Raw genomic sequence first — 23,325 nt, forward strand, 5'->3', positions numbered from 1 at the left:
GGTCCGCTGGGCCGACTGGCTATTCCACGCGCTTGGCACGGACCGAACGCGTGTTGCGAACCTTCAGAAAATATCCGCCCAGCGCCCCGACCTTGATTTCGACCGCATCGCCCACGGCTGGGTTGGTCGACAGGGTTTCTGTCGTCTGCCAGACCGCACCTTCGGGAATGGCGATGTTCCACCGGCCACCTCCGGCGCGGCCAACGGCCTTGATCGTGGTGACGAGTGTCTTGTCCGCCTCACTGTCATTGTCCTTGCCGCCGAAGATCGACAGGTCAGGCAGGCGGAAACCGAACAATGACCGCTTGGTCTTCTCGACCTCCTTGTCCTCGACCACGAGGATCTGCTTGGTATCGACTGCGGCCGACAACTTCGCAGCAGCAGAATCGTAACATGCCAGCCGTAGCGTGGCATCGCCGATGGTGCGGCATGACTCCAGCGCGACGAACAACTCGGGGCTGGGGGGCGGGGCTGGCTTGTTGCGACCTTGCGCCAGCGCAGGTGCGCTGACCGCCATGGCTGCAAGCACGGCAGCGCAGAGGATGGGCATGTGGTTTCCGTGCAACATCAAATTTCACCCTTCAGGACTGGTGCGTAGCGCCTTCTCTTTATCCAAGGTGGCCGAAACGGGAAATGGTTTTCGGCGACTGGCCAGATATCTCCCAGGCCTCGCACAGCGGATCGCAGGCAACCAGCTCCACTATGATGCGCGTGTGACCTTTTTGCTACAGCCTTGGGAAAAGCGAAGGATTTCCACGCGCCAAGGTTGCGTCATTCCAAAAATATCGCGTAGACCGGCACCATGGTAGGGCAAAAAACCCGCCTGAACTGGGTTTAGCTGTGCCAGGTAGGCGCAGCGATCAAGGGGAAATTTCCAGATGAAAACACAATTTAAGCTCGGCTTGCTTGGCACAAGCCTTTTTGTTGGCGCTGCAACGCTGGCCACCCCGGCCTTCGCTCAAGAGCAGAGCCAGGAGCAGGAGCAGGGCAGCGCCACTGCGGAAGCCACCATCGTCGTTACCGGTTCGCTGATTTCGAACCCGAACCTCGACCGTTCCGCTCCCGTCAGCGTTGTGACGTCCGAAGAGCTCGATCTTCGTCAGACCAACACGGCTGAACAGTTCCTTCGCGAACTGCCCAGCGCCGTTCCCAGCATCGGTTCGGCTGTTAACAACGGCAATGGTGGTGCTTCGTTCGTCAACCTTCGCGGTGTCGGCAGCCAGCGCAACCTGGTGCTGCTCGACGGTCGTCGCGTCGCTCCGGCTGACTCGACCGGCCGCGTCGACTTGAACAACATTCCGCTCGCTGTCATCGAGCGTACCGACATCCTGACCGGCGGTGCGACCACCACTTATGGTGCTGATGCTGTCTCGGGCGTTATCAACTTCGTCACGAAGCGCGATTTCTCGGGTATCGAAGCCAATCTCGGCCAGCAGATCACCGAGCGTGGTGACGGCAACGTCTTCCGTGCCGACCTGACCATCGGTGCGAACTTCGATGATGGACGCGGTAACGCCGTGTTCAGCGTCGGCTACCAGGAAGCGGATGCCGTTTTCCAGGGCTCGCGTGACTTCTCGCTGTTCAACGTCAGCTCGGTTACCGGCCAGCCCGGTGGTTCCTCGGCCGCCGTGCCCGCCGTGATCATCGGCCCCGGCATTCCGGGCAACCAGATCAACGAAGCTGGCACCGACGTGACTGCATTTGATCGTCCGTTCAACTTCAACCCGTTCAACATTTTCCAGACGCCGTTCGAGCGCTACAGCATGTATGGTGCTGCACGTTACGAAATCAGCGATGCCGTTGAAGTGTTCACGCGCGGCATGTTCTCCAAGAACTCCGTCAAGACGATCATCGCTCCGGGCGGATCGTTCTTCAACACCTATCGCGTCAACTTGAACAACCCGTTCATTCCCGATGCCATCGCCCAGCGTTTTGCCAATGGCCTTGGTCTGACGGCAGCTCAGTTCGCTGCAGCCCGCACTTCGCAGTTCGGTCCGACCCTGCCCGATGGCACGGCCAACCCGAACTATGTCGAGTTCAGCACCCAGGTTCGTCGCCGGACGACTGAAGCCGGTACGCGCGACAGCGAGTTCACGACCACGTACTTCGATTACATGCTTGGTCTCCGCGGTGGCATCACCGACACCATCAACTGGGAAGTTTCCGGTAGCTATGGTGAAAGTGAGCGTATCCAGAGCCAGACCGGCTTCGCGCGTTTGACGACTCTGTCGCAGGCCATGTTGAGCCTGCCCAATGGCCAGTGCGTCAACCCCGCAAATGGTTGCGTACCCATCGATCTGTTCGGTCCGCAGGGATCGATTACGCCTGAGATGGTTGCCTTCTCGTTCTCCGGCGAACAGACCGTTATCGACCGTTCGTCGCTGGCGCAGGCCCAGGGCGTCATCACCGGTGATTTCGGTTGGGGCTTCTCGGAAACGCCAATCAGCTTCGCTATGGGTGGCGAATATCGCCGGTTCACTGCGCAGCGTCGCAGCGATGATGCGTCGAAGTTGCCCGGTGAAGTCGTTGGTGGTGGCGGTGCCGCTCCAGACATCGACGGTGCCTATGACGTCTATGATGGCTTTGGTGAAGTTGTCATTCCGTTGATCGAAAACCGCCCGTTCTTTGAAAGCCTGGTGCTTGAAGCCGGTGCGCGTTACTCGGATTACTCGACTGCAGGTGGCGAGTTCACCTGGAAGGTCGGCGGTAACTGGTCGCCGGTCCAGGACCTGTCGATCCGTGGTAACTACCAGCGTTCGTCGCGTGCGCCGAACATTGGTGAACTGTTCGTTCCTGTCACCACCGGCCTTGACAACCTTTCGACCGATCCGTGCCAGGGTTCGGCGCCGGTTGGCAACGCACAGCTTGCAGCGGTTTGTATTGCCCAGGGTGCACCTGCCGCAATCGTCAATGCTGGTGGTATTCTTCCGCCGGCAGCTGGCCAGATCAACACAACTGGTGGTGGCAACCCGAACCTCGGCGTTGAAACTGCCACGACCTGGACGGTCGGTGCAGTTCTGACCCCGTCGGCAATCCCGGGCTTCTCGTTGACTGTTGATTACTTCAACATCAAGGTTGCAGACGCCATCTCGTCGCCGGCGATCGGTGACATCATCGGTGGTTGCTACAGCAGCGGAAACCTGAGCTTTGCGAATAACCCGCTTTGCCAGCTGATCGAACGTAGCGCCTTTACCGGTGGTCTCGACGGTTCGCCGAACGAAGTCCGTGGTCTGCTGCTGCAGGCTTCGAACCTTGGTCTGATCAAAACCGACGGTATCGACGTGAGCCTGCGTTACAACACGCAGATCACTGACGACATCGGCATCAATCTGTCGTTCGACGGTACCTGGACCAACAAGAACACCTTCCAGGCGTTCCCGGGTGCTATCAACCGTGATTGCGTCGGCTTCTACAGCGTCAACTGCGCATCGATCCAGCCTGAGTTTGCCTGGACCCAGCGTACCAGCTTCCTGTTCGGTGATGACTTCACCGCATCGGTTCTGTGGCGCTATATCGACGCAGTGGAACTGGAGCCCGAGTTCGTGGGTGACTTCCTCGGCGGAAATGGCCGCCCGGCTGTTGGTGAATTCTCTGACTTCACCTCGATCCCTGCCGAGCATTACTTCGACCTGTCGCTCCGTTGGAATGTTGTCGACAACGTTCAGCTGACCTTCCTGGTTCAGAACGTGCTGGACAACCAGCCGAAGGTTGTTGGTTCCGACATCGGTTCGACCGCATTCAACAGCGGTAACGTCTTCCCGTCGACCTATGACGCTCTGGGTCGTCGTTATGCTGCTGCTGTGAAGTTCCGCTTCTGATCCATTCGGCCGCCTGCATGCGAGTGCAGGCGGCCGAATTGTCGTAGAAAGGATTCCGGATATGCCCAACCACTCGAAAATTCTCCTCGCCAGCCTCTTGTCTGTCTCTTTGTTCTCGCCCGCGATGGCTCAGGACCAAAAGGCAGCCAAGGTAGAGGCGAAGGCCACATCTAACGCGGTTTTGGACAAGAATGATCCTGACTACGTGAAATGTCGCCGAGAACCCATTTTGGGTTCGCGGGCAAAATTCCGGAAAATATGTCTGACCAATCGGGAGTGGGAGGCCACTGCGCGTGAAGGTAACCGGGTTACAGATGACCTTATTACCAACATGCGTGCTCAATCGACCAGTGGTAGCTAACAGCTGTCTTGCCGGTTTATTTGCTTTTCAGAACATGTATTGGTATTGAATTGGCGGGTGGATCTTTGGATCCGCTCGCTTTTTTTATGACTTCGCGCCTCGATCGAAGGACGCTGCCTTCTCTGCAGCCTTGGCAGGCGCTAGGTGAAATCCCCTAGATCGGCGAAGGCGCCTGACAACAGGCCGTCACAGGTCGAACAGCCCTTCCTGTGCCCCTTCGGGTGGGTTGAGGCCCAGATGCTTCCATCCGCGCGCATTCAGGCAGCGACCGCGTGCGGTGCGGGCGATGAGGCCCAGCTGGATCAGATACGGCTCGATCACGTCCTCGATGGTGTCGCGCGGCTCCGACAAGCCGGCGGCCAGCGTTTCCACGCCCACCGGCCCGCCGCGATAGATATCCGCGATCATCATCAGATAGCGCCGGTCCATGGCGTCCAGCCCCAGCTTGTCGACCTCCAGCCGGGTGAGTGCGGCGTCTGCTGCGAGCGCGTCGACGGTGGGTTGTCCTGCAACATTGGCGAAATCGCGCACCCGGCGCAGCAGCCGTCCAGCCACACGGGGAGTGCCGCGTGCGCGCCGCGCAATCTCGGTGGCGCCATCGGCGGCGATGCCTAGCCCGAGCAGGCGCGCGGCGCGGGTGACGACCGCTTCCAACTCAGCGACCGTATAGAAATTGAGCCGCACCGGAATGCCGAACCGGTCGCGCAACGGCGTCGTCAGCAACCCCTGGCGCGTCGTCGCACCGATCAATGTGAACGCGGGCAGGTCGATCCGCACGCTGCGCGCGCTCGGGCCTTCGCCGATGATCAGATCGAGCGCGCGGTCTTCCATCGCGGGGTAGAGCACCTCCTCGACCACCGGATTGAGCCGGTGGATCTCGTCGATGAACAGCACATCGCCTTCTTCGAGATTGGTGAGCAGCGCGGCAAGGTCGCCCGATTTTGCGATCACCGGGCCCGACGTCGCGCGAAAGCCCACGCCCATCTCGCGCGCGATGATCTGCGCCAGCGTCGTCTTGCCAAGACCGGGCGGGCCGAACAGCAGCACATGGTCGAGCGCCTCGGACCGGCCACGCGCGGCCTCGATAAACACGCGCAGGTTATCGCGCGCCGCCGCCTGGCCGATAAACTCAGCCAGCGTCTTGGGGCGCAGCGCGGCATCCTGATCTTCGGGGATGCGGTCCGGGGTGAGCAGGCGGTCTGTGGTCATATCAGCTTTTCAACGCGGAATTGAGGTCGCGGGGGCGTGGTGGATGACGCGGACGATAACCACGACACCACCTTCAATGATATAGAATATTCGATGCCGACGATGCACCAGGCAGCGAACGCCGGTGCCAAGCTCGGGCTTGGGTACGCCTACATGGGGGTGCTGTGCGAGGCGATCGAAAGCGTGGTCAAAACCCAGAAAATACGCATCGGCTGTGTCAGGACCGAAGTGTTCAAGACTGAAGAGACGAATTTCAACCAGGTCCTGCCGCGCCTCTGGGCTGATATCCAGTTCAGCCACGATTTGCGGGGTACTCAGTCATGATTTCCCGCAGCACGTCCTTGGGATTCTGACTCAACCGCCCTGAGGCGTGCCCCTCGTCGATCATTGCCTTGAGCCATTCAGCTTCGCCTTCCGACTGCTCTTGATCCCGGCGAAGCAGGTCACGCACATAGTCGGCTGCATCGGCGTACTGGCCCAGCGCAACGCGCTCGTCGATCCACTGCTTCAGGTCAGGCGATACCGAGATGGTCATATCCGTCATGGGCGAAATTATAGACGATCACCGGATCAAGTCCAGCGGTGGCGCTTCACCGCGCCGCTATGGATTGTTTAATGCTGCGGGGGAAGGCCAGACGGTGGCGTCTGCCTTCTTGTCTCCATGTCATCGAGATTCCGTCTGATCGCAGCATTGGTTTCATCCAAATTGCGCGCCAAGGCCTCAGCATCAATCTTGAATGGGACCCATTTTGCATTGTGGTCCAAGGGCCTTGGGGTGCCGCGCGCGACCAAACCACGGGACAACGACTCCGGCCCTTTGTTCCAATCCCTGTCTTCGGCTCGCTGGAACAGCAAGGGCGTGAAAGAGAAAGTCTTGGTCGGCTGCCGACTAGCATTGCCTGTGATGAATCCCGTCAGCACGCCATCTTCTGAGTTGTGATCGTCTGACCACATCTCGACCCAGGTATCGCACATTGAGGTAAGCCTCAATTTGATCTCGATTGTGCTGCCGACGGGAATACCGCGCACGGCTTCTAAAGTCGTTGCTCGGAGGCCTTGTATCTCCTGCTTCGCAGCCGAGTGCAGAGCCTTATCCACCCTAACCTTCAGTACGACGGCGCCGCCGGGGACATGTTCAGGAGCCTGGTTCGCCACAACCGAACGGTAGGCCGCTGGCGATGAGCATGCGGAGGCAGGCGTTGCTAAGACCGCACCCAAGCCTAGGCTAAAGGTGAGCAGCCACAGCTTGCCAACCATCACCGCGCTGCCTTCTTCAGCGCCAGACGGACCAAAGCGTCGAGGCTTGCGCCGTCGCCCAGATCCTCTTCTGCGCCGGCCACCGCGCGGGCCGCGTCGGCGGGTTTGAAGCCCAGGTTCTGCAGCGCGGAGACCGCGTCGGCGGCGTGGTTGCCAACCAGCGCGGGGATGCCGATACCCGCCGGGCCGAGGGCTATCGCGCCCATCTTGTCCTTGAGCTCGTTGACGATGCGCAGCGCCAGTTTCGGCCCCACGCCCTGCGAGCGCGCGATCATCGCCTTGTCGCCTTGTGCCACGGCGCGGGCCAGTTCTTCGGGGGTGAGGGCGGAGAGGATGGCGAGCGCTACCTTGGACCCCACGCCCTGAACGCCGGTGAGCAGGCGGAACCCGTCGCGCTCGCTGGCCGAGGCAAAGCCGATCAGCCGCATGTCGGTTTCGCTCACCTGCATTTCGGTGTGCAGCACGACCTTCTCGCCCTTGCCGCCCAGGTTGGTCAGCGTGCGCGACGAGGCGAACACCAGATAGCCGACGCCGCCGACATCGATCACCGCGTGATCATGCCCCATGCTGTCGAGTATTCCGGTGAGCTTGGCGATCATGTTTCCTGCTTCTCTTTCCCGCTGGGGGAGAGCAGGGGGTTAGCGCAGTTTCTCATGCCCCGCCAGATGTGCATGCGTGATCGCCACCGCGAGCGCATCGGCCGCATCGGGCCCGGCGATCTGCACGCCGGGCAGCAGCCTCTGCACCATCGCATCGATCTGCGCCTTCTCGGCAGCACCGGTGCCGACTATGGCCTTCTTGATCAGCCGCGGGGCATATTCGCCGACGCTCAGGCCTGCGCGTGCCAGCCCCAGTATCAGGCCCCCGCGCGCCTGAACGAGCTTCAGCGTCGATTGCGGGTTCTTGTTGACGTAGATTTCCTCGATCGCGGCGCTGTCTGGCTGGTAGTCGGTGATGATCGCCGCCAGCGCGGTGTCAAGCTCGAGCAGCCGCGAAGGCAGCGCAGCCTTGGCATTGGTCTTGATCTGGCCGTTGGCGATATGGCTGAGCCGATTGCCGACGGAGCGGATCACACCCCAGCCGGTGGTGCCCAGGCCAGGGTCGATGCCAAGGATGATCAAAGCCCCTCCCCTTCAGGGGAGGGGTTGGGGTGGGGGAGTGACTTGCCAGGCCAACGATCAGGCAGGCTCTCCAGTTTTTCCAGGATCAATTCCAAGACCCCTTCAAGACTTTGGCCAACCTCATAGTTCGTAAACCGCATGGTGAAATATCCAAATTCCGCCAGAGCGGCATCGCGTTTTGCGTCTCGCGCAGCATCGTGCGTGTCGCCGTCCACCTCGACAATCAGGGCTTTGGACGGGCACAGAAAATCGCAGATGAATGGCCCAATCACCGATTGCCGCCGAAACTTGTAGCCGCCCAGTTGCGAACTCTTGAGATATTTCCAAAGAATGATTTCAAAGGGTGTAGGATTGTTGCGCAATTCCTTTGCGAACAGAGACAATCGAAGGTCGTTGTCCATTCCCCACCCCAACCCCTCCCCTGAAGGGGAGGGGCTTTGTTCGAGTTATCCCAGCTTCTCCATCACCTCGTCGGACACTTCGTAATTGCCCCACACGGTCTGAACGTCATCGTCGTCGTCGAGTGCGTCGATCAGCTTGAACAGCGTCTGCGCATCGGCTTCGGCGACATCGACCTTGACCTGCGGACGCCAGGCGAGCTTGACGCTCTCGGCTTCGCCGAGCGCCTTTTCGAGCTCACCAGCAACGGCGTGCAGGTCTTCCATGTTGGTCCAGATGTCGTGGCCGTCTTCGGTCGTTTCGATGTCTTCCGCGCCCGCTTCCATCGCGGCCTCGAGCACCTTTTCCTCATCGCCTGCGCTGGCGGGATAGGTGATGAGGCCCATGCGGTCGAAGCCGTGGCTCACCGCGCCAGATGCGCCCAGGTTGCCGCCGTTCTTGCTGAACGCGGTGCGCACGTTGGTGGCGGTGCGGTTGCGGTTGTCGGTCAGCGCCTCGACGATCAGCGCGATGCCGCCCGGGCCATATCCTTCGTAGCGGATTTCTTCATAGTCTTCGCCGCCGGCAGCAGAGGCCTTGTCGATCGCGCGCTGGATATTGTCCTTGGGCATCGACTGCGCCTTGGCGGCGTTGACGGCCAGACGCAGACGCGGGTTCATGTCGGGATCAGGCATGCCCATCTTGGCGGCCACGGTGATTTCGCGGCTGAGCTTGGAAAACATCGCCGAACGCTTTTTATCCTGCGCGCCCTTGCGATGCATGATGTTCTTGAATTTGCTATGGCCTGCCATGGCGGATCTCTGCCTGTATGCTTGAGTGGATGCGAATGCTGGTGCGCGCCTTTACACCAGCGGGGCGGCTTATAGCAACCGCTGCCACCAACCGACATCGCGCCAGCCGTCCAGCTTCCATCCCACCTCGCGATAGATGCCCACCGGCACCATGCCCATCGACTCGTGCAGCGCGATGCTGGCGGGGTTGGGCAGGGCGATTCCGGCGAATACCGCGTGGATGGATTTTGCCCTCAGCCGATCGAACAGGGCGGTGTAGAGCGCGCGGCCCAGGCCCTGGCCTTGCGCATGCGGGGCGATGTAGATCGCGATATCGGCAGAGGTGGCATAGGCAGCGCGCACGCGGTGGGGGCTGGCATAGGCATAGCCTGCGATCTCGCCATCGCACTCGGCCACCAGCCAGGCGTGCGATGCGCCATAGTCTGTGATGCGGCGCGCCATTTCGTCGGCGCTGGGGGCTTCGGTCTCGAAGCTGACCCAGCTCTGCTCGACGAAGGGCGCGTAGATGGCGGCGAGGGCCTCTCCGTCACGGGGCTGCCCGTCGCGGATGCGGATCGCCGCCATGGCCGCGATCAGCCCAGGCCCAATGCAGCCTTGTAGGTATCCAGGATGGCTTCCATTTCCTGCCGGTCGTGCGGCTCCATTTTGCGCAGGCGCACGATCTGGCGCATGATCTTGGCGTCATAGCCCTGCGACTTGGCTTCGTTATAGGTGTCGCGGATGTCGTCTGCGACGCCCTTGCGCTCTTCTTCCAGCCGCTCGATGCGCTCGATGAAAAGGCGCAGCTGGTCGTCGGCCGACATGATGGGTTCGCTCATGATCTGTCTTTCATTTCGGATGGGGCGCCGGGCGAATCTCCCGACGCGAAAATGGTGGATCGCCCCCTTAAGGGTGGTCGGCGTTCTTCGCCACGCTTTCCTTCATCCGGGCGAGCTGTTCTGCGCTGGCCTCGCCCTGATAGCGGCTTTTCCAGGTGGCAAAGTCCATCCCGTAGATCAGCTCCCGGGCGCTTTCGCGGTCGGGCGCACCGCCAGCGTCCTGCACCCAGTCGGCCAGGCAGTTGCGGCAGAAGCCGGCAAGCCCCATCAGGTCGATATTCTCGGCATCGTGACGGTGGCGCAGATGCGCAACCAGTCGGCGGAAGGCAGCAGCGGCAACCTCGTCGGGGATATCGACTTCGGTCGGTGGGGCAGGGATGGCATCTGTCATATAAATTTTTCCACAACGGTTTTGCGATTGAAGACGGTCTGGCCTAAGCAACGCGCTACCATGCCGTTACGATTTGCAAGCGTTGACGGCGATCGGAAATCCAGATTGGCCAGACCAGGGGAAAGATGTGAGTAAGACTATCGCCAAGCGCAGCCGCAAGGTCAAGATTTTGGCAACCTTGGGCCCGGCAAGCAACAGCCCCGAGATGATCGAGAAGCTGTTTCGCGCCGGAGCCGATGCCTTCCGCGTCAACATGAGCCATGGCGAGCATGCCACCCATGCCGCCACGATCAACGCGATCCGTCAGATCGAGACGCGGCTGCAGCGGCCGATCACGATCCTGTGCGATCTTCAGGGTCCCAAGCTGCGCGTCGGTACCTTCAAGGAGGGCAAGGCCTTCCTCAAGCACGGCCAGCATTTCACGCTCGATTCGAACCCCGAACCCGGCGACGACCAGCGCGCTTATCTGCCGCACAAGGAGATCTTTGCCGCGCTCGACAAGGGCCAGCGACTGTTGATCGACGATGGCAAGATGGTGCTGCGGGTGCTGCGCCCGGGCGATGCCGAGATATTGTGCTCGGTCGAAGTCGGCGGGTTCATTTCCGACCGCAAGGGCGTGAACGTGCCCGACAGCTTGGTGCCGATGGCCGCGCTGACCGAAAAGGATCGGCGCGACCTTGCGTTTGCGCTCGAAATGGGGGCGGACTGGATTGCGCTCAGCTTCGTGCAGCGCCCCGATGATGTGGCCGAAGCGCGCAGCCTGATCGGCGGGCGTGCCGCGTTGATCGCCAAGATCGAAAAGCCTGCCGCGCTCGCCTCGCTCGACGCGATCATCGAAATGTCCGATGCGGTGATGGTCGCGCGCGGGGATTTGGGCGTGGAAATGGCGCCCGAAGAGGTGCCGGTGATGCAGAAGCGCATCGTCGAAACCGCGCGCCGGTCCGGCAAGCCCGTAGTCGTGGCTACGCAGATGCTCGAATCGATGATCACCAGCCCGTCGCCAACCCGCGCAGAAGTGTCGGACGTCGCCAATGCCGTCTATGATGGTGCTGACGCAGTGATGCTGTCAGCCGAAACGGCCGCGGGCGAATGGCCCGAACTGGCCGTGGGCATGATGGACCGTATCGCCACCCAGGTCGAAAGCGATCCGGGTTACAGTGCGCGCGTCCATTTCATCGAAACGCTGCCCGATGCGACGACCGCCGATGCGCTGTCGGCGGCCTGCAGTGAGATTGCCAACACCGTGCGTGTCAGCGCGATCGTGTGCTTCACCCTGTCAGGGTCGACGGCACGGCGCGTGTCGCGCGAGCGGCCATCGGTACCGGTGATGGTGCTCACCCCGTCACGCGAGACCGCACGGCGGGTGGGGCTGCTCTGGGGCGCCTATCCTGTGGTGACCCGCGATATCGGTAGCTTCGAGGAAATGATCGGCAAGGGCAAGCGCATGGCGCTGCGCCATGGCTTTGGCGATGCCGGTGGCCGGATCATCGCGCTGGCAGGGGTTCCGTTCGGCACGCCCGGGTCGACCAACGTGCTCCATATCGTCACGCTGACCGGCGAGGAACTGAAGGGCTATAACGACTGATAGGCCAATGGGTGGTCCAGCAGGGCCCGGTCGCGCGTCAACAACCGCGCTCCGGACTGCTGGGCCTGGACCAGCAGCAGCTCGTCAAACGGATCCTTGTGGGTGAGCGGGACGATGAGCGGCGTCGCGGCGGTTTCGGCGTCGAGTGGAAGAGTCTCTAAGTCAATGGATCGCGGATAGCTGGCCGCCGCGATCGGATCGATTAACCCTTGCGTTCACCCGACACACGAATCGCGTTCCATTTGATCCGAATTTCCCAGATCGACACAGCAGAGGCGACCACGTTGTGGAATGGATTGTTGAGCGCGTGCCATTCGTGCGTCGCAATGGTGGACTGGTTGGTTGCCAGCCAGATCACGAAATGCGTGTCGAGCAAGACTTTCAATCTTCCAGGCCCAAGACCTTTCGGCTGAATGCCGGATCATCGAATTCGGGCGGCCAGAGGTCTTGGCCTTCCAGTTTGTCCAGCCCGTCTTCCTTGCGATAGGCTTCGCCTGCAGCCCAGTTGATTGGACGTTTGACGAACTGCGGAGGGTTCATTTCCTCAACCGGCGTTCCATCGTCGGTTATCACGACCTTTTCGCCCCGCATCACGGCAGCGATGGCTTCCGAAAATCGGGCCTTGGCTTCGCGGATCGACATTTCCATGGGTGGAAATTACCACAAGCTGCGGTCAGGCAGTAGTCACAATCTCGATCACACCGCGCGCCATAAGGTCGGTGTGCAGCGTTTCAAAGTCGCGGAACACATGCCCCTGCAATCCGCAGGCAATGGCGCTTTCCACGTTGTCCGTACGATCGTCGATGAACAGCGTCCGCGCAGGATCGATGCCGAAGCGGTCGATCGCCAGATGGTAGATCGCAGGATCGGGCTTCACCAACTTTTCCGCGCCAGAAACCACGATGTCGCGGAACAGGTCGAATATGGGAGCGGTGGGGCGAAACATGTCCCAGAATTCCACGCCGAAATTGGTGATGCCGAACAGCGGGTAGCCCAGCAGCGCGAGCTGTTCAGCCAGATCGATCATGCCGGGCACTGGTCCGGGGATCGTCTCCAGCCAGCGCGGAACATAGTGCGCAATCAGCGCGCTATGCTCGGGGTATTGGGCGGCTAGTTCCTCGACCATCTCCGCCAACGGGCGACCCGCATCGTGCTGGAAATGCCATTCGGGCGTGACGATATGCGTCACGAAGTGGTCCAGCTCAGCCGGATCGTCGATCAGCCGCGCATAGAGATGCCGGATATCCCATTGATAGAGGACATTGCCGACGTCGAAGATAATCGCCTCAACAGGTTCCGGCACGGTGTTTTCCCCTCACGCACGCAAGCAAAAGGCCCCGGAGCCTCCGGAGCCTTTCATGCACTTCCATCCTGAACCTCGACGCGCCTTGCGGGCGCGGCAAGCGGATCAGCCCTGGCGGGCCTTGAAGCGACGGTTGGTCTTGTTGATCACATAGGTGCGGCCACGACGACGGATTACGCGGTTATCGCGATGGCGATCCTTGAGCGACTTCAGCGAATTGCGAATCTTCATGACATTCGGGCCCTTGATTGAAGCGATGCAGCGTCATGGAGTCTGGCGGCAACCGCTGATTCTTAGCGTTTGCCGGGCCGGATCAACCATGCCGGAAAGCGGCGCGGATACGTGGGCGACCATCCAAAGTCAAGCACGCGAGCCGTGGCAGCACGCGATTTTTCTATGCTTCATTGCCGGTTCATCGCCAATTGCGTTAGGCAGGCATAGCACGGGCACCGGCGCGTGGCATCAGAAAGGGCGCGAGCATCATGGGGTTACCACGTATCTTCGGTCAGGTAGCGGTCGGCGGCGTGCTCGCGCTGACGGTGCTGGCGGGCGCTTGTGTATCGCCTGCCGGGCCGGTCGAAGCTGTCCGCTTCGTGTCGCCTGATCGTGCAGGGGAACTGGGACGTGGATCGATTCGCGTGGTCGCCGGCGAGGGGATGGACAGCAGCGCGCTGGAATACCGCAGCTATGCCACAGCCGTCGAACGCGAACTGGAACGCATCGGATATCAGGTGCTGCCTGTCGGCGCGCGTGATGGCGCGAATCTCCAGACTGCCACTGTCCGCATAGAACGGTCGGTCCTGTCGCCAGCGGTGGAAGGCCGCAACCCGGTGTCGGTCGGAGTTGGCGGGGGTACCGGCGGGTTCGGATCGGGCCTCGGGGTCGGCATCGGCATCAATCTGGGGGGACGGCCCAAGGACATGATTGCCACTGAGATGTTTGCAAACATCCGCGCCGGCGATGGCACGGTGTTGTGGGAAGGCCGCGCCAGCGTCGAGGCCAAGGCCGGATCGCCGATGGCCGAGACCCAGCTGAATGCGGCGAAACTTGCCGAGGGGTTGTTTACCGGCTTTCCCGGTGAGTCCGGAGCGACTATCAGCGTGCCATGACACATGAGCAACGCCCCAGCATCACCGCAGCCTTCGATTCCGGCAACATCACCGTCCAGTCGCTGAACCCATCGCCCTCTGGCGGATGGCGTGCAGAGCTCGCGATTCGCAAGGACCGCGAGTCGGATTTCTTTCAATGGTTCCACTTCCGCGTGGCTGCACAGCCCGGCGAAGAACTTGAACTGGTGATCACCGGGCTGGACCAGTCAGCCTATCCCGGGGGCTGGCCTGGCTATCGCGCGTGTATCAGCGAAGATCGCGACTTCTGGGGGCGGGCAGAAACCTCTTATGACGCCGACAAGGGCGCGCTGACCATCCGTCACCAGATGGGCAGCGGTGTCGCATGGTTTGCCTATTTCGCCCCCTATTCGATGGAACGCCATCATGACCTGGTCGCCGAGATGGCCAGCCGCGCGGGCGTGCGCCATCACGAACTGGGCCAGAGCATCGAGGGCCAGCCGATCGATTGTCTGGAAATGGGGGAGGGGCCGATCCAGGTCTGGCTGTATGCCCGTCAGCACCCTGGCGAGAGCATGGCCGAATGGTGGATGGAGGGCGCGCTGGAAAAGCTGACCGATCCCGCCGATCCGCACGCACGATTGCTGCGCAGCCAATGCACGCTGCACATCGTGCCCAACATGAACCCGGATGGATCGTGCCGGGGCCATCTGCGGACCAATGTGGCAGGCGTGAACCTCAATCGCGAATGGCATGAGCCCAGCGCAGAGCGCAGCCCCGAAGTGCTGTGCGTGCGCAATGCGATGGACGCGACGGGTGTCCATTGGGCGATGGATGTTCATGGTGATGAAGCCATCCCGCATGTGTTCATCGCCGGTTTCGACGGCATCCCGTCATGGACCACCGATCAGGGCGAACGCTATGACCGGTATCGCGACCTTCTGGCTGCGCGGACGCCCGATTTCCAGACAGCCAAGGGCTATCCGCGGGCTGCAGCGGGCCGGGCCAACCTGTCGATGTCGACCAACCAGCTCGCTGAACGTTTCGGCCCATCGCACGGCTGCGTGGCGATGACGCTGGAAATGCCGTTCAAGGACAATGACGACCTGCCCTGCGCCGAACAGGGGTGGAGCCCGGAGCGGTCGAAGCTGCTGGCGCATGATTGCCTGGCAGTGCTGGCAGAGATGATCGCGGGCTGACCTGCCCACCATTCATCGACATGCAAGGCCGCATGGCGCACTATCCCGGCACTATGAGGATCGGAAAGGAATCGCCATGCCTGCCAACCGTCGCCTGATTGCCGCTGGGCTGTTCGCCACGGGTGCTGCGCTGTTTGCGCTGCAGCCGCTGGCTTTGGCCCAAGGCGATGCGCCCGCCGCCAAAAAGTCACGCGTTCCCCCCGCCGAGGTGGTGGGCGAGCCGGTGAGCTGCATCAACCTGTCGCAGATCCGCAGCAGCGAGGTTCGCGACGACCGCACGATCGATTTCGTCATGTCGGGCGGCAGGGTCTATCGCAATGAACTGCCGCAGCAGTGCGGTTCACTGGGCTTCGACCGCGCGTTCACCTATTCCACATCGCTGACCCAGCTGTGCAACGTCGATATCATCACCGTGTTGCAGAATGTCGGTGGCGGTTTCAATCGCGGCGCCAGCTGCGGGCTGGGCGAGTTTACCCCGGTGAAGCTGATCAAGCAAACCAAGGGCGGCTGACGCTCATCGTTCAGACATCATCGTCTGAAATCATTTCCACGCGGTCGAGTTCGCCGGTCATCGCAGCGACGGTGACGGCGATGGCGGCATCACCGGCAACGTTCGTCGTGGTGCGGATCATGTCCATGATCCTGTCGACGCCTGCGACCAGCGCAATCGTCTCCAGCGGAACCCCCACCGAGCCGAAAACCAGAGCCATCATGATCAGGCCCGCCCCCGGAATACCGGCGGCCCCCACTGCACCCAGCGTAGAGGTCACCGCGATCATCGCGTAATCACCCCAGCTCAGGTCCACGCCGAAGATCTGGGCGCCGAACAGGGTGGCCAGGCCCAGGTACATCGCCGTGCCGTTCATGTTGATTGTGGCACCAAGCGAAACGACAAAGCTCGACACGCTGGGCGACACACCCAGATTGCGTTCGGTGCAGCGCAATGTAACGGGAAGCGTCGCGTTGGATGATGCTGTCGAATAGCTGACCGCTATGGCATCGATCATGCCCCGGAAAAAATCGATGACGGGCAGCCTGGCGATGAACTTGATCATCGCCGAGTACATCACCAGGATGATGATCGCGCAGCCGACGTAGTTCAGCGCGACCAGCTTGGCGAGGGGTATGAGCCCTTCGAAGCCGAAGGTTCCGGCGACCCAGGCCATCAGGGCAAACACGCCGAAGGGTGTCAGTTCCATCACCAATATGGTTATCTTCTGCATGATGACCGCGCCGGAATCGAAGATCTTCGCGACCGGCTCGCCTGCCTTTTCGGCCATCAGGATACCGATGCCCAGCAGCAGCGAGAAAACGATCAGGGGCAGGACATCCATGGTCGCCATGGCTTGAACCACGTTTTCCGGCACCAGGTTCAGTATCATATCGGTGGCGGACGTCGTGGGCGGTGCAGGTGTTTCGCTGACCCCGGCCAGACTTGCATCGACGCCCAGACCCGGCTGGATGAGGGTTGCCATGGTAAGGCCGAGGATCACGGAAAGCTGCCCCGTGATCAGGAACAGCAGCATCGCCCGGCCACCAACCGACCCCAGCTTGCGGACATCGCCGATCGAGGCGACACCGGAGACCAGCGAAAAGAAGATCAGTGGAACGACCAGCATCTTGATCGCGCGAATGAACAGATCGCCGATCCATTTGATCGCGACAGCGCCTTCGCCCCACACAAGGCCGGTGATGATCCCCAGGATCAAGGCCGCTATGACGCGCTGCCAAAGCGGAATACGGAACCAGAAACCCACTATGCTTCCCCTGACGCGATCAGTACGCGCCAGGACGGGAGACGGTTTCCCGAGCGGGACGAATTTGCCGTTTTTCAGCTCAGCATGATGATCGCAAAGCAGGTGGCCAGGCCAACCCCGATGGTCAGCGGAATGCCGGCCTTGAAGAAGTCGGTGAATCGATAATTGCCCGCCGCATAGACCAAGGTGTTGGTCTGGTAGCCGATAGGGGTGGCAAAGCTCGCCGATGCGGCGAACATCACGGCAATGACCAGCGGGCGCGGGTCGATGCCCAGATCCGTGCCGAGCTTGATGACGATCGGCGTCACCAGAATGGCCACCGCATTGTTGGTGATGATCTCCGTCAGCAGCACCGAGATGACATAGACCGCAAACACCACGGCCCAGATCGGCGCTTCGGTGAGGAAGGGGGCAAGGGCCGCAACGACGATGTTGACGCTGCCGGCCTGCTCGAGCCCCAGACCCACCGCGAGCATTCCGAAGATCAGCACCAGCACGTTGCCGTCAATCGAACCCCAGGCCTCTTCGGCATCAATGCATCGCGCGATCAGAATGAAGCCGACCGCGAGGATCGCCGCCACCTCGATCGCCAGGACATTGAGCGCAGAGAGGATGACGACGGCTGCCAGCGCGCCGATGGCGAGCGGGGCCTTGTCGCGGCGGAAGGCACGGGCATTGGTGCTGGTGATGCCGAAAAGGTTCGGGTTCTCGTACATCCGCGCAATGTCGGCCTTCGATCCTGTGACGACCAGCTTGTCCGCGGCATGTATCTTGGCGTTGGGCAGGTCCGAACGCGGCAGGTTGCGATAGCGGCTGAGGCCCAGGATGCGGACGTTGAGCTGCGAGAGGAACGGAATATCGTAAAGCCGGTTGCCGATGCTGGGATGGCTGGGGGCGACCATCGCCTCGACCACCACTTCGCCCATCGCGCCGACATCGCCCTTGCGCACGATGCCGACCTTGAAATCCGCGCTTTTGCGCAGCGACATCAGTTCAGGCAGATCGGTGCGGATGACAACCACGTCGTCGGCCTGCAAAATCTCTGTCGAGAGATTGTGACGGATATAGCGTCCGTCGCGTTTCACCGCCGTGACAAGGATTTTCGACCGTTTGCCGATCGGGGTTTCGCCCAGTGTCTTGCCCCGCAGGGCCGAGGCGTTGCGGATGGTCAGTTCGGTGAGGAAAAGCTCGTCGCTGGCGCTTCCGCCGCCCATGTCCTTGTCGTCCTTGGGCAGCAGCCAGCTGCTGAACGTCGCGAGCATGATCATGCCGGCAACGCCCGCGACCAGGCCGTAAGGCGTGATATCGAAGATGCCGAAAGCGGGCAGGCCGTTGTTGCGCGCAACCGAATCGACGATGAGGTTCGTTGACGTGCCGATCAGCGTGGTGGTGCCGCCCAGAATGCAGACGAAGCTGAGCGGAATCAGCAGCTTCTTGGCTGAATAGCCAGTGGCCTGAGCAAGACGGATGATGATGGGGATCATGACAACAACAACGGGCGTGTTGTTCATGAAGGCGGAGGCAACATAGACCCCCAGGAACATTTCAGCCACGGCCAGCCTGGGATGGTGGGCGGCGCGGCTGATGATAGCCCCTGCGATCGCGTCTATCGTGCCGGTCCGCAACAGCGCACCGGACAGGATGAACATCGCCCCGATGGTGATCGGCGCGCTGTTCGAGAAGACCGAGAACAGCTGCTTGGAATCGATGACGCCCAGGAACAGGAAAGAACATGCCCCCAATATGGCGATGACCGCCGCCGGGAACCGCTCCATGATGAAACCGACGAACATCAGCGCCAGAATGACAAGCCCGATCGGGGCCTGCCAGGTTTCAATGAACAGCCGGATCTCGTCCATAGGCTGCCTGGCCCCCCGTTAACATGCAATCACGCAATATGCCTTACCCGCTCTTCAGTTCCCGTGTCAGCCGCAAACTGGCGCGCCAGAACAGAAAAGCTGGGATCAGGCCCAGCCATGCGGCACCATAAAGCACCCATCGAACGCTGTCTTCACCCGCGATCGGCCGGAACGCATCGGACATCATGCCGAACAGTAGCGGACCCAGGCCCAGCCCGATGAGGTTCTGCGAAAACAGCATCACGGAGGCCGCCACCGCGCGCAGTTCCGGGCGGACGAGCCCCTGAACGCAGGCGTAGACCGGGCCGTAATACATGATGTTCATCGCGGTGGGCAACACCAGCAGGGCCAGCGCGACGCGCCAGTCTGTGGCCGAATAGGCGAGGAACAGGATCGGCGCCGCCAGCGCAATGGCAAGAGCCGGACCGGTCAGCAGATGCTTGCGATCAATCTTGCCGAAATGGTCGGCCAGCTTGCCGCCGCCCCAGGTGCCGATCATGCTCGAGATGCCAAGGGTGACACCAAGGTAGAGGCCCGTTTCGCCAGGGGTCAGCCCGAAATTGCGGATGAACAGCACCGCCACCCACACGCCCTTGCCATAAGACAGGAAGGCGATCAGTCCGCCTGCAATGCACAGAAAGACGAAGCATCGCGACGACGCCAGTTCGCGCAGAGCCTCGCCGACCGGAACCTGGTGCTTGGCCTTGGGCAGGGCTGCGCCGCGCACCATACCGGCCCTGCGCGGCTCCTTCATCAGGAACGGAACCAGCACTGCCAGCAGCACGCCGGGCATGCCGACGACATAGAACGCCGTACGCCAGCCATAGGCATCGGCCAGCCCGCCGCCGATCACCATGCCCAGCAGCGATCCGATGGGGATGCCGAGCCCGTAAAAGGCAATGGCGGAGGAGCGCTTGTCGGCAGGCACGCTGTCGGTGATCAGCGAATGGGCTGCGGGCGTGCATCCCGCTTCACCGACGCCCACGCCGACACGGGCGAGCAACAGTTGCGGGAATGTCTTCGCCGCGCCGCACGCCATCGTCATCGCCGACCAGATCGCCACCGACCATGCGATCAGTGACACGCGGTTGGTGGTGCTGCGGTCGGCATAGCGTGCGATGGGAATGCCCAGCAACGTGTAGAACAGCGCAAATGCCAGCCCGGTCATCAGCCCAAGCTGGGTGTCGCTCAGCTGGAATTCGCGCTTGATCGGTTCGGCCAGGATCGAGACGATCTGCCGATCGAGAAAGTTGAAGATGTAGATGATCATCAGCGTCCACAGCATCACGCGCGGGGTGGCGGCGCTGGGCAGGCCAGCTGATGTGGCGGCAGGCGGCGCAGATGCGGCCATGGCGGGCGGCACAGCGGCATCGCCTGCCCGGTTGGGCGTGACGGTCATTCACTCTCCTGTCGCGCCGCGTCTTTACCCATAGCGGGCAGGCGGCTGCTGTTGCGCCCATGCTAGACACAGTTGCAGGTGAGAGGCAATCGCTTCGCGGTGAAATGTTACGTTTACGTCAAGTGCCGCTACGGCTTCGCGCGGCGTTTACCGTTGAAGAGCAGCGGTCAGCCGCACTGAGCGCGGTGCAGCAGCTTCTGATCCGCCAGCACCAGCGCCACCATGGCTTCCACCACCGGTGTGCCGCGAATGCCCACGCACGGGTCGTGACGGCCTTTGGTGATGATTTCGCTCGCCTCGCCTTCGCGCGTGATGGTTTCCACCGGCGTCAGGATTGAGCTGGTCGGCTTGAAGGCAACCCGGACCACGACAGGCTGACCGGTCGAGATGCCGCCTGCGATTCCGCCTGCGTGATTGGCGAGAAATTCAGGCGAGCCATCAGCGCCTGGCCGCATCGGATCGGCATTGCGTTCACCGGTGAGCCTTGCGGCAGAAAAGCCATCGCCAATCTCGACGCCCTTGACCGCGTTGATCGACATGCAGGCTGCTGCCAGTTCGCTGTCGAGCTTGGCATAGAGAGGCGCGCCCCAGCCGGCGGGAACCCCGGTGGCGACGCATTCCACCACTGCGCCGAGCGAGCTGCCCGCCTTGCGCGCAGCATCGACATTGGCCTCCCAGCGCTTCGCCGCTTCGGGGTCGGGGCAGAAGAACGGGTTACGGGCGATTTCGGCGGCATCGAACCGGGCCGGATCGATCGAATCGCCGCCCAGTTCGCAAACATAGGCGGTGATCGTGACCTCGGGGATCACGGCCCGCGCCACCGCGCCTGCCGCCACGCGCGCTGCGGTCTCGCGCGCGCTCGACCGGCCACCGCCGCGATAATCGCGAAAGCCGTATTTGGCATCATAGGCATAGTCGGCATGGCCGGGGCGGTAGGCCTTGGCGACCTCGCTATAGTCCTTGGAGCGCTGGTCGACATTCTCGATCATCAGGCTGATCGGGGTGCCGGTGGTGCGCCCCTCGAACACACCTGACAGGATGCGCACCGCATCGGGCTCCTGCCGCTGCGTGGTGAAGCGCGAGGTGCCGGGGCGGCGCGCATCGAGAAACGGCTGGATATCCGCCTCGCTCAGATTCAACCCCGGTGGGCACCCGTCCACCACCGCGCCCAGCGCGGGACCATGGCTTTCTCCCCAGGTGGTGAAGCGAAAAACGCGGCCAAATGTGTTGAAGCTCATGGGGTCGTCCGTTCCGGCGCAAGGGTATCGCGGGCGCTTTGCGTTATTGTGCCCGCGCTGTCCAGATGCGCGGCCAGCAACCTTGGCGTTACTGATCGAGCGCGATGTCGGGCGCGTCTTCCTGCTTCATGCCGACGACATGATAGCCGGCATCGACATGATGCGTTTCGCCGGTGACGCCCGAAGACAGGTGCGAGCACAGATACAGGCCCGCGCCGCCGACGTCCTCGATCGTCACGTTGCGACGCAGCGGGGCGTTGTATTCGTTCCACTTCAGGATGTAGCGGAAGTCGCCGATGCCACTGGCGGCGAGCGTCTTGATGGGGCCTGCCGAGATCGCGTTGACGCGGATGTTTTCCGGTCCCAGATCGTTGGCGAGATACTTGACGCTGGTCTCCAGCGCGGCCTTGGCAACGCCCATGACGTTGTAATGCGGGATCACCTTTTCTGCGCCATAATAGCTCAAGGTGACGATGGAGCCACCGTTGGGCATCATCGCGCGCGCGCGCTTGGCGACGGCGACCAAGGAATAGGCGCTGATGTTCATCGTCATCAGGAAGTTTTCGAGGCTGGTGTCGACATACAGGCCGCGCAGCTCGTTCTTGTCCGAAAAGCCGATGGCATGGACAACGAAGTCGATCGTCGGCCAGCGCGCGCTCAGCGTCTCGAAGGCGCTGTCGAGCGCGGTCATGTCCGAAACGTCGCATTCAAAGGTGAAATCGCTGCCCAGCTCCGCCGCAAGAGGAATGACTCGCTTGCCCAGCGCCTCGCCCTGGTACGAGAAGGCCAGCTCTGCGCCCTGGGCGGCCAGCTGCTGCGCGATGCCCCATGCCAGCGACTTGTTGTTGGCGAGGCCCATGATCAGGCCACGTTTGCCCTGCATCAATCCGTTCATGGCGTATCCTTATTCTATGGCTGTTTGCTGCGGCACACCGCCGCCCGCGCGCGCGATCGCGGCGTTCAATTCGGCCCCGATTACCATAGCGAGCCCGATGAGAAAGAAGAAAATGAGGCTGACCATCACGCCTGCCAGGCTGCCATAGGTCAGATCGTAATTGGCAAAGTTGCTGAGAAAGAAGGGCAGTGCCGCCAGGCTGACCATCCACCAGATGCTGATGAATAGCGGGCCTGGCCAGATTGGATGGCCTGCGCGGCGGTAGATCGTGGGGGTCAGCATGCCGAAGACAAGGTACAGCATGCCCAGCAGCACCAGAAAGGTGAACAGCTGGCTGAACGCCACCAGCAATCCTGCATCCTGCGGAAAGCGGACGCTGGCGGCGATCACCTCTGCGGCGCCGACCAGCACCACCTGCATGCTCAGCGCCAGCATGGTCGCCAGGACCGCGATGATGATCAGCGCGATCGAACCGAGGCGATAGCGCCAGAACGGCTTGTCGTTGGTGGTGCCATAAGCCCGGCGGATCACCGAGCGGATCGATTCGATCAGGCTGCCGGTGGTCCACAGACCCACGATGACCGCCAGCCACAGCAGCGGCCCGGTGCGAGCGGTCATCGCCGCTTCAACAGGGGCGGCCATGACCGCAGCCATGCTGGGCGGGACGGCAGCGAGAAAGGCATTCACAGCCTGCTGTCCGTATTCACTGCGCCCGAAGACCCCGCCCAGCGCGGCTGCGACAATGAAGAACGGAAAGATGGTCAGCAGTGCCAGATACGCGAAATTGCCCGCGACCACGCCGCCATGCACCAGAACATTGCCCACCACTTCGCGGGTGATGCTCACGGTCCGTGCCCG

At 61.8% G+C, this 23,325-nt stretch carries 27 protein-coding genes; 6 read left to right on the top strand and 21 right to left on the bottom strand.

All coding sequences use genetic code 11. From position 1 onward, the window contains the following. Positions 1–19 precede the first annotated feature (19 nt). Positions 20–550, bottom strand: coding sequence for a hypothetical protein (locus D618_RS0104985; RefSeq protein ID WP_017670394.1), 531 nt, complete (start codon positions 548–550; stop codon positions 20–22). A 328-nt stretch (positions 551–878) separates the two neighbouring features. Between D618_RS0104985 and D618_RS0104990 the strand changes: the two genes are divergently transcribed. Next, positions 879–3,818, top strand: coding sequence for a TonB-dependent receptor (locus tag D618_RS0104990; protein ID WP_017670395.1), 2,940 nt, complete (start codon positions 879–881; stop codon positions 3,816–3,818). A gap of 547 nt (positions 3,819–4,365) precedes the next feature. Here the strand turns inward: D618_RS0104990 and ruvB are convergent. After that, positions 4,366–5,388 carry a Holliday junction branch migration DNA helicase RuvB gene (gene ruvB, locus D618_RS0104995; RefSeq protein ID WP_017670396.1) on the bottom strand — a complete coding sequence of 341 codons (1,023 nt, stop codon included), beginning with the start codon at positions 5,386–5,388 and terminating at the stop codon, positions 4,366–4,368. A 36-nt stretch (positions 5,389–5,424) separates the two neighbouring features. Here ruvB and D618_RS20015 point away from each other — a divergent pair, with 36 nt between their 5' ends. Next, positions 5,425–5,712: a hypothetical protein gene (locus D618_RS20015; protein WP_017670397.1), complete on the top strand. Its 288-nt coding sequence runs from the start codon at positions 5,425–5,427 to the stop codon at positions 5,710–5,712. Here the strand turns inward: D618_RS20015 and D618_RS0105005 are convergent. From D618_RS0105005 to D618_RS0105045, 9 genes are all read right to left on the bottom strand, one after another. Beyond that, positions 5,681–5,932: a type II toxin-antitoxin system ParD family antitoxin gene (locus tag D618_RS0105005; RefSeq protein ID WP_017670398.1), complete on the bottom strand. Its 252-nt coding sequence runs from the start codon at positions 5,930–5,932 to the stop codon at positions 5,681–5,683. The two genes, D618_RS20015 and D618_RS0105005, sit on opposite strands and share 32 nt — an antisense overlap. A 68-nt stretch (positions 5,933–6,000) precedes the next feature. Further along, on the bottom strand, positions 6,001–6,645 hold the full coding sequence (locus D618_RS18930; RefSeq protein WP_017670399.1) for a hypothetical protein: 645 nt from the start codon (positions 6,643–6,645) through the stop codon (positions 6,001–6,003). After that, entirely contained in the window at positions 6,645–7,244 is a 600-nt protein-coding gene (ruvA, locus tag D618_RS0105015) for a Holliday junction branch migration protein RuvA (RefSeq protein ID WP_017670400.1), read from the bottom strand. The genes D618_RS18930 and ruvA overlap by 1 nt, the downstream gene beginning before the upstream one ends. A gap of 39 nt (positions 7,245–7,283) precedes the next feature. Beyond that, a complete protein-coding gene (gene ruvC, locus D618_RS0105020; protein WP_017670401.1) occupies positions 7,284–7,766 on the bottom strand; it encodes a crossover junction endodeoxyribonuclease RuvC in 483 nt (160 codons plus the stop codon). Further along, a complete protein-coding gene (locus D618_RS0105025; RefSeq protein ID WP_017670402.1) occupies positions 7,763–8,167 on the bottom strand; it encodes a DUF559 domain-containing protein in 405 nt (134 codons plus the stop codon). Before D618_RS0105025 ends, ruvC begins: the two co-directional genes overlap by 4 nt. A 45-nt stretch (positions 8,168–8,212) precedes the next feature. Beyond that, on the bottom strand, positions 8,213–8,956 hold the full coding sequence (locus D618_RS0105030; protein ID WP_017670403.1) for a YebC/PmpR family DNA-binding transcriptional regulator: 744 nt from the start codon (positions 8,954–8,956) through the stop codon (positions 8,213–8,215). Positions 8,957–9,025: 69 nt separating this feature from the next. Next, positions 9,026–9,520 (bottom strand): arsinothricin resistance N-acetyltransferase ArsN1 family B, encoded by a 495-nt coding sequence (locus D618_RS0105035; protein WP_017670404.1) that lies wholly within the window; start codon positions 9,518–9,520, stop codon positions 9,026–9,028. Between the two features lie 8 nt (positions 9,521–9,528). Beyond that, positions 9,529–9,774, bottom strand: coding sequence for a DUF2312 domain-containing protein (locus D618_RS0105040; RefSeq protein ID WP_017670405.1), 246 nt, complete (start codon positions 9,772–9,774; stop codon positions 9,529–9,531). A 67-nt stretch (positions 9,775–9,841) separates the two neighbouring features. Then, a complete protein-coding gene (locus D618_RS0105045) occupies positions 9,842–10,165 on the bottom strand; it encodes a DUF1244 domain-containing protein (protein WP_017670406.1) in 324 nt (107 codons plus the stop codon). Positions 10,166–10,292: 127 nt separating this feature from the next. On the opposite strand from D618_RS0105045, the gene pyk reads away from it, so the two are divergent. Further along, the gene (gene pyk, locus D618_RS0105050) at positions 10,293–11,750 is read left to right on the top strand and encodes a pyruvate kinase (protein WP_026091316.1); all 1,458 of its coding nucleotides are present in this window, start codon (positions 10,293–10,295) and stop codon (positions 11,748–11,750) included. Between the two features lie 202 nt (positions 11,751–11,952). Here the strand turns inward: pyk and D618_RS19835 are convergent, their stop codons facing one another. The 4 genes from D618_RS19835 to ykgO form a co-directional block, all read right to left on the bottom strand. Next, a complete protein-coding gene (locus D618_RS19835) occupies positions 11,953–12,126 on the bottom strand; it encodes a hypothetical protein (RefSeq protein ID WP_017670409.1) in 174 nt (57 codons plus the stop codon). Positions 12,127–12,131: 5 nt separating this feature from the next. Next, on the bottom strand, positions 12,132–12,398 hold the full coding sequence (locus D618_RS17710; protein ID WP_017670410.1) for a type II toxin-antitoxin system prevent-host-death family antitoxin: 267 nt from the start codon (positions 12,396–12,398) through the stop codon (positions 12,132–12,134). A gap of 25 nt (positions 12,399–12,423) precedes the next feature. Further along, positions 12,424–13,053, bottom strand: coding sequence for an HAD family phosphatase (locus tag D618_RS0105070; RefSeq protein WP_017670411.1), 630 nt, complete (start codon positions 13,051–13,053; stop codon positions 12,424–12,426). A gap of 105 nt (positions 13,054–13,158) precedes the next feature. Further along, positions 13,159–13,284: a type B 50S ribosomal protein L36 gene (ykgO, locus tag D618_RS0105075; RefSeq protein ID WP_003046794.1), complete on the bottom strand. Its 126-nt coding sequence runs from the start codon at positions 13,282–13,284 to the stop codon at positions 13,159–13,161. Positions 13,285–13,535: 251 nt separating this feature from the next. Between ykgO and D618_RS0105080 the strand changes: the two genes are divergently transcribed. From D618_RS0105080 to D618_RS0105090, 3 genes are all read left to right on the top strand, one after another. Then, positions 13,536–14,162, top strand: a complete 627-nt coding sequence (locus D618_RS0105080) for a hypothetical protein (protein ID WP_026091317.1) — start codon at positions 13,536–13,538, stop codon at positions 14,160–14,162. Then, entirely contained in the window at positions 14,159–15,319 is a 1,161-nt protein-coding gene (locus tag D618_RS0105085) for a M14-type cytosolic carboxypeptidase (protein WP_017670413.1), read from the top strand. The genes D618_RS0105080 and D618_RS0105085 overlap by 4 nt, the downstream gene beginning before the upstream one ends. A gap of 76 nt (positions 15,320–15,395) precedes the next feature. Then, positions 15,396–15,830 (top strand): hypothetical protein, encoded by a 435-nt coding sequence (locus D618_RS0105090; protein ID WP_017670414.1) that lies wholly within the window; start codon positions 15,396–15,398, stop codon positions 15,828–15,830. A 10-nt stretch (positions 15,831–15,840) separates the two neighbouring features. Here D618_RS0105090 and D618_RS0105095 read toward each other — a convergent pair whose 3' ends face one another. The 6 genes from D618_RS0105095 to D618_RS0105120 form a co-directional block, all read right to left on the bottom strand. Then, entirely contained in the window at positions 15,841–17,079 is a 1,239-nt protein-coding gene (locus tag D618_RS0105095; RefSeq protein WP_026091319.1) for a dicarboxylate/amino acid:cation symporter, read from the bottom strand. A 71-nt stretch (positions 17,080–17,150) separates the two neighbouring features. Continuing rightward, positions 17,151–18,935: an SLC13 family permease gene (locus D618_RS0105100; RefSeq protein WP_017670416.1), complete on the bottom strand. Its 1,785-nt coding sequence runs from the start codon at positions 18,933–18,935 to the stop codon at positions 17,151–17,153. A 43-nt stretch (positions 18,936–18,978) separates the two neighbouring features. After that, positions 18,979–20,334: an MFS transporter gene (locus tag D618_RS0105105; RefSeq protein ID WP_017670417.1), complete on the bottom strand. Its 1,356-nt coding sequence runs from the start codon at positions 20,332–20,334 to the stop codon at positions 18,979–18,981. 167 nt (positions 20,335–20,501) lie between these two features. Beyond that, complete coding sequence (aroC, locus tag D618_RS0105110) at positions 20,502–21,572, bottom strand: chorismate synthase (protein WP_017670418.1); 1,071 nt, start codon at positions 21,570–21,572, stop codon at positions 20,502–20,504. Positions 21,573–21,660: 88 nt separating this feature from the next. Next, positions 21,661–22,467 (bottom strand): enoyl-ACP reductase FabI, encoded by an 807-nt coding sequence (gene fabI, locus D618_RS0105115; protein WP_026091321.1) that lies wholly within the window; start codon positions 22,465–22,467, stop codon positions 21,661–21,663. Between the two features lie 9 nt (positions 22,468–22,476). Then, positions 22,477–23,313, bottom strand: coding sequence for a YihY/virulence factor BrkB family protein (locus tag D618_RS0105120; RefSeq protein ID WP_193746676.1), 837 nt, complete (start codon positions 23,311–23,313; stop codon positions 22,477–22,479). Between the last annotated feature and the right edge of the window lie 12 nt (positions 23,314–23,325).

The sequence above is a fragment of the Blastomonas sp. AAP53 genome, assembly GCF_000331245.1.
Lineage (GTDB): Bacteria > Pseudomonadota > Alphaproteobacteria > Sphingomonadales > Sphingomonadaceae > Blastomonas.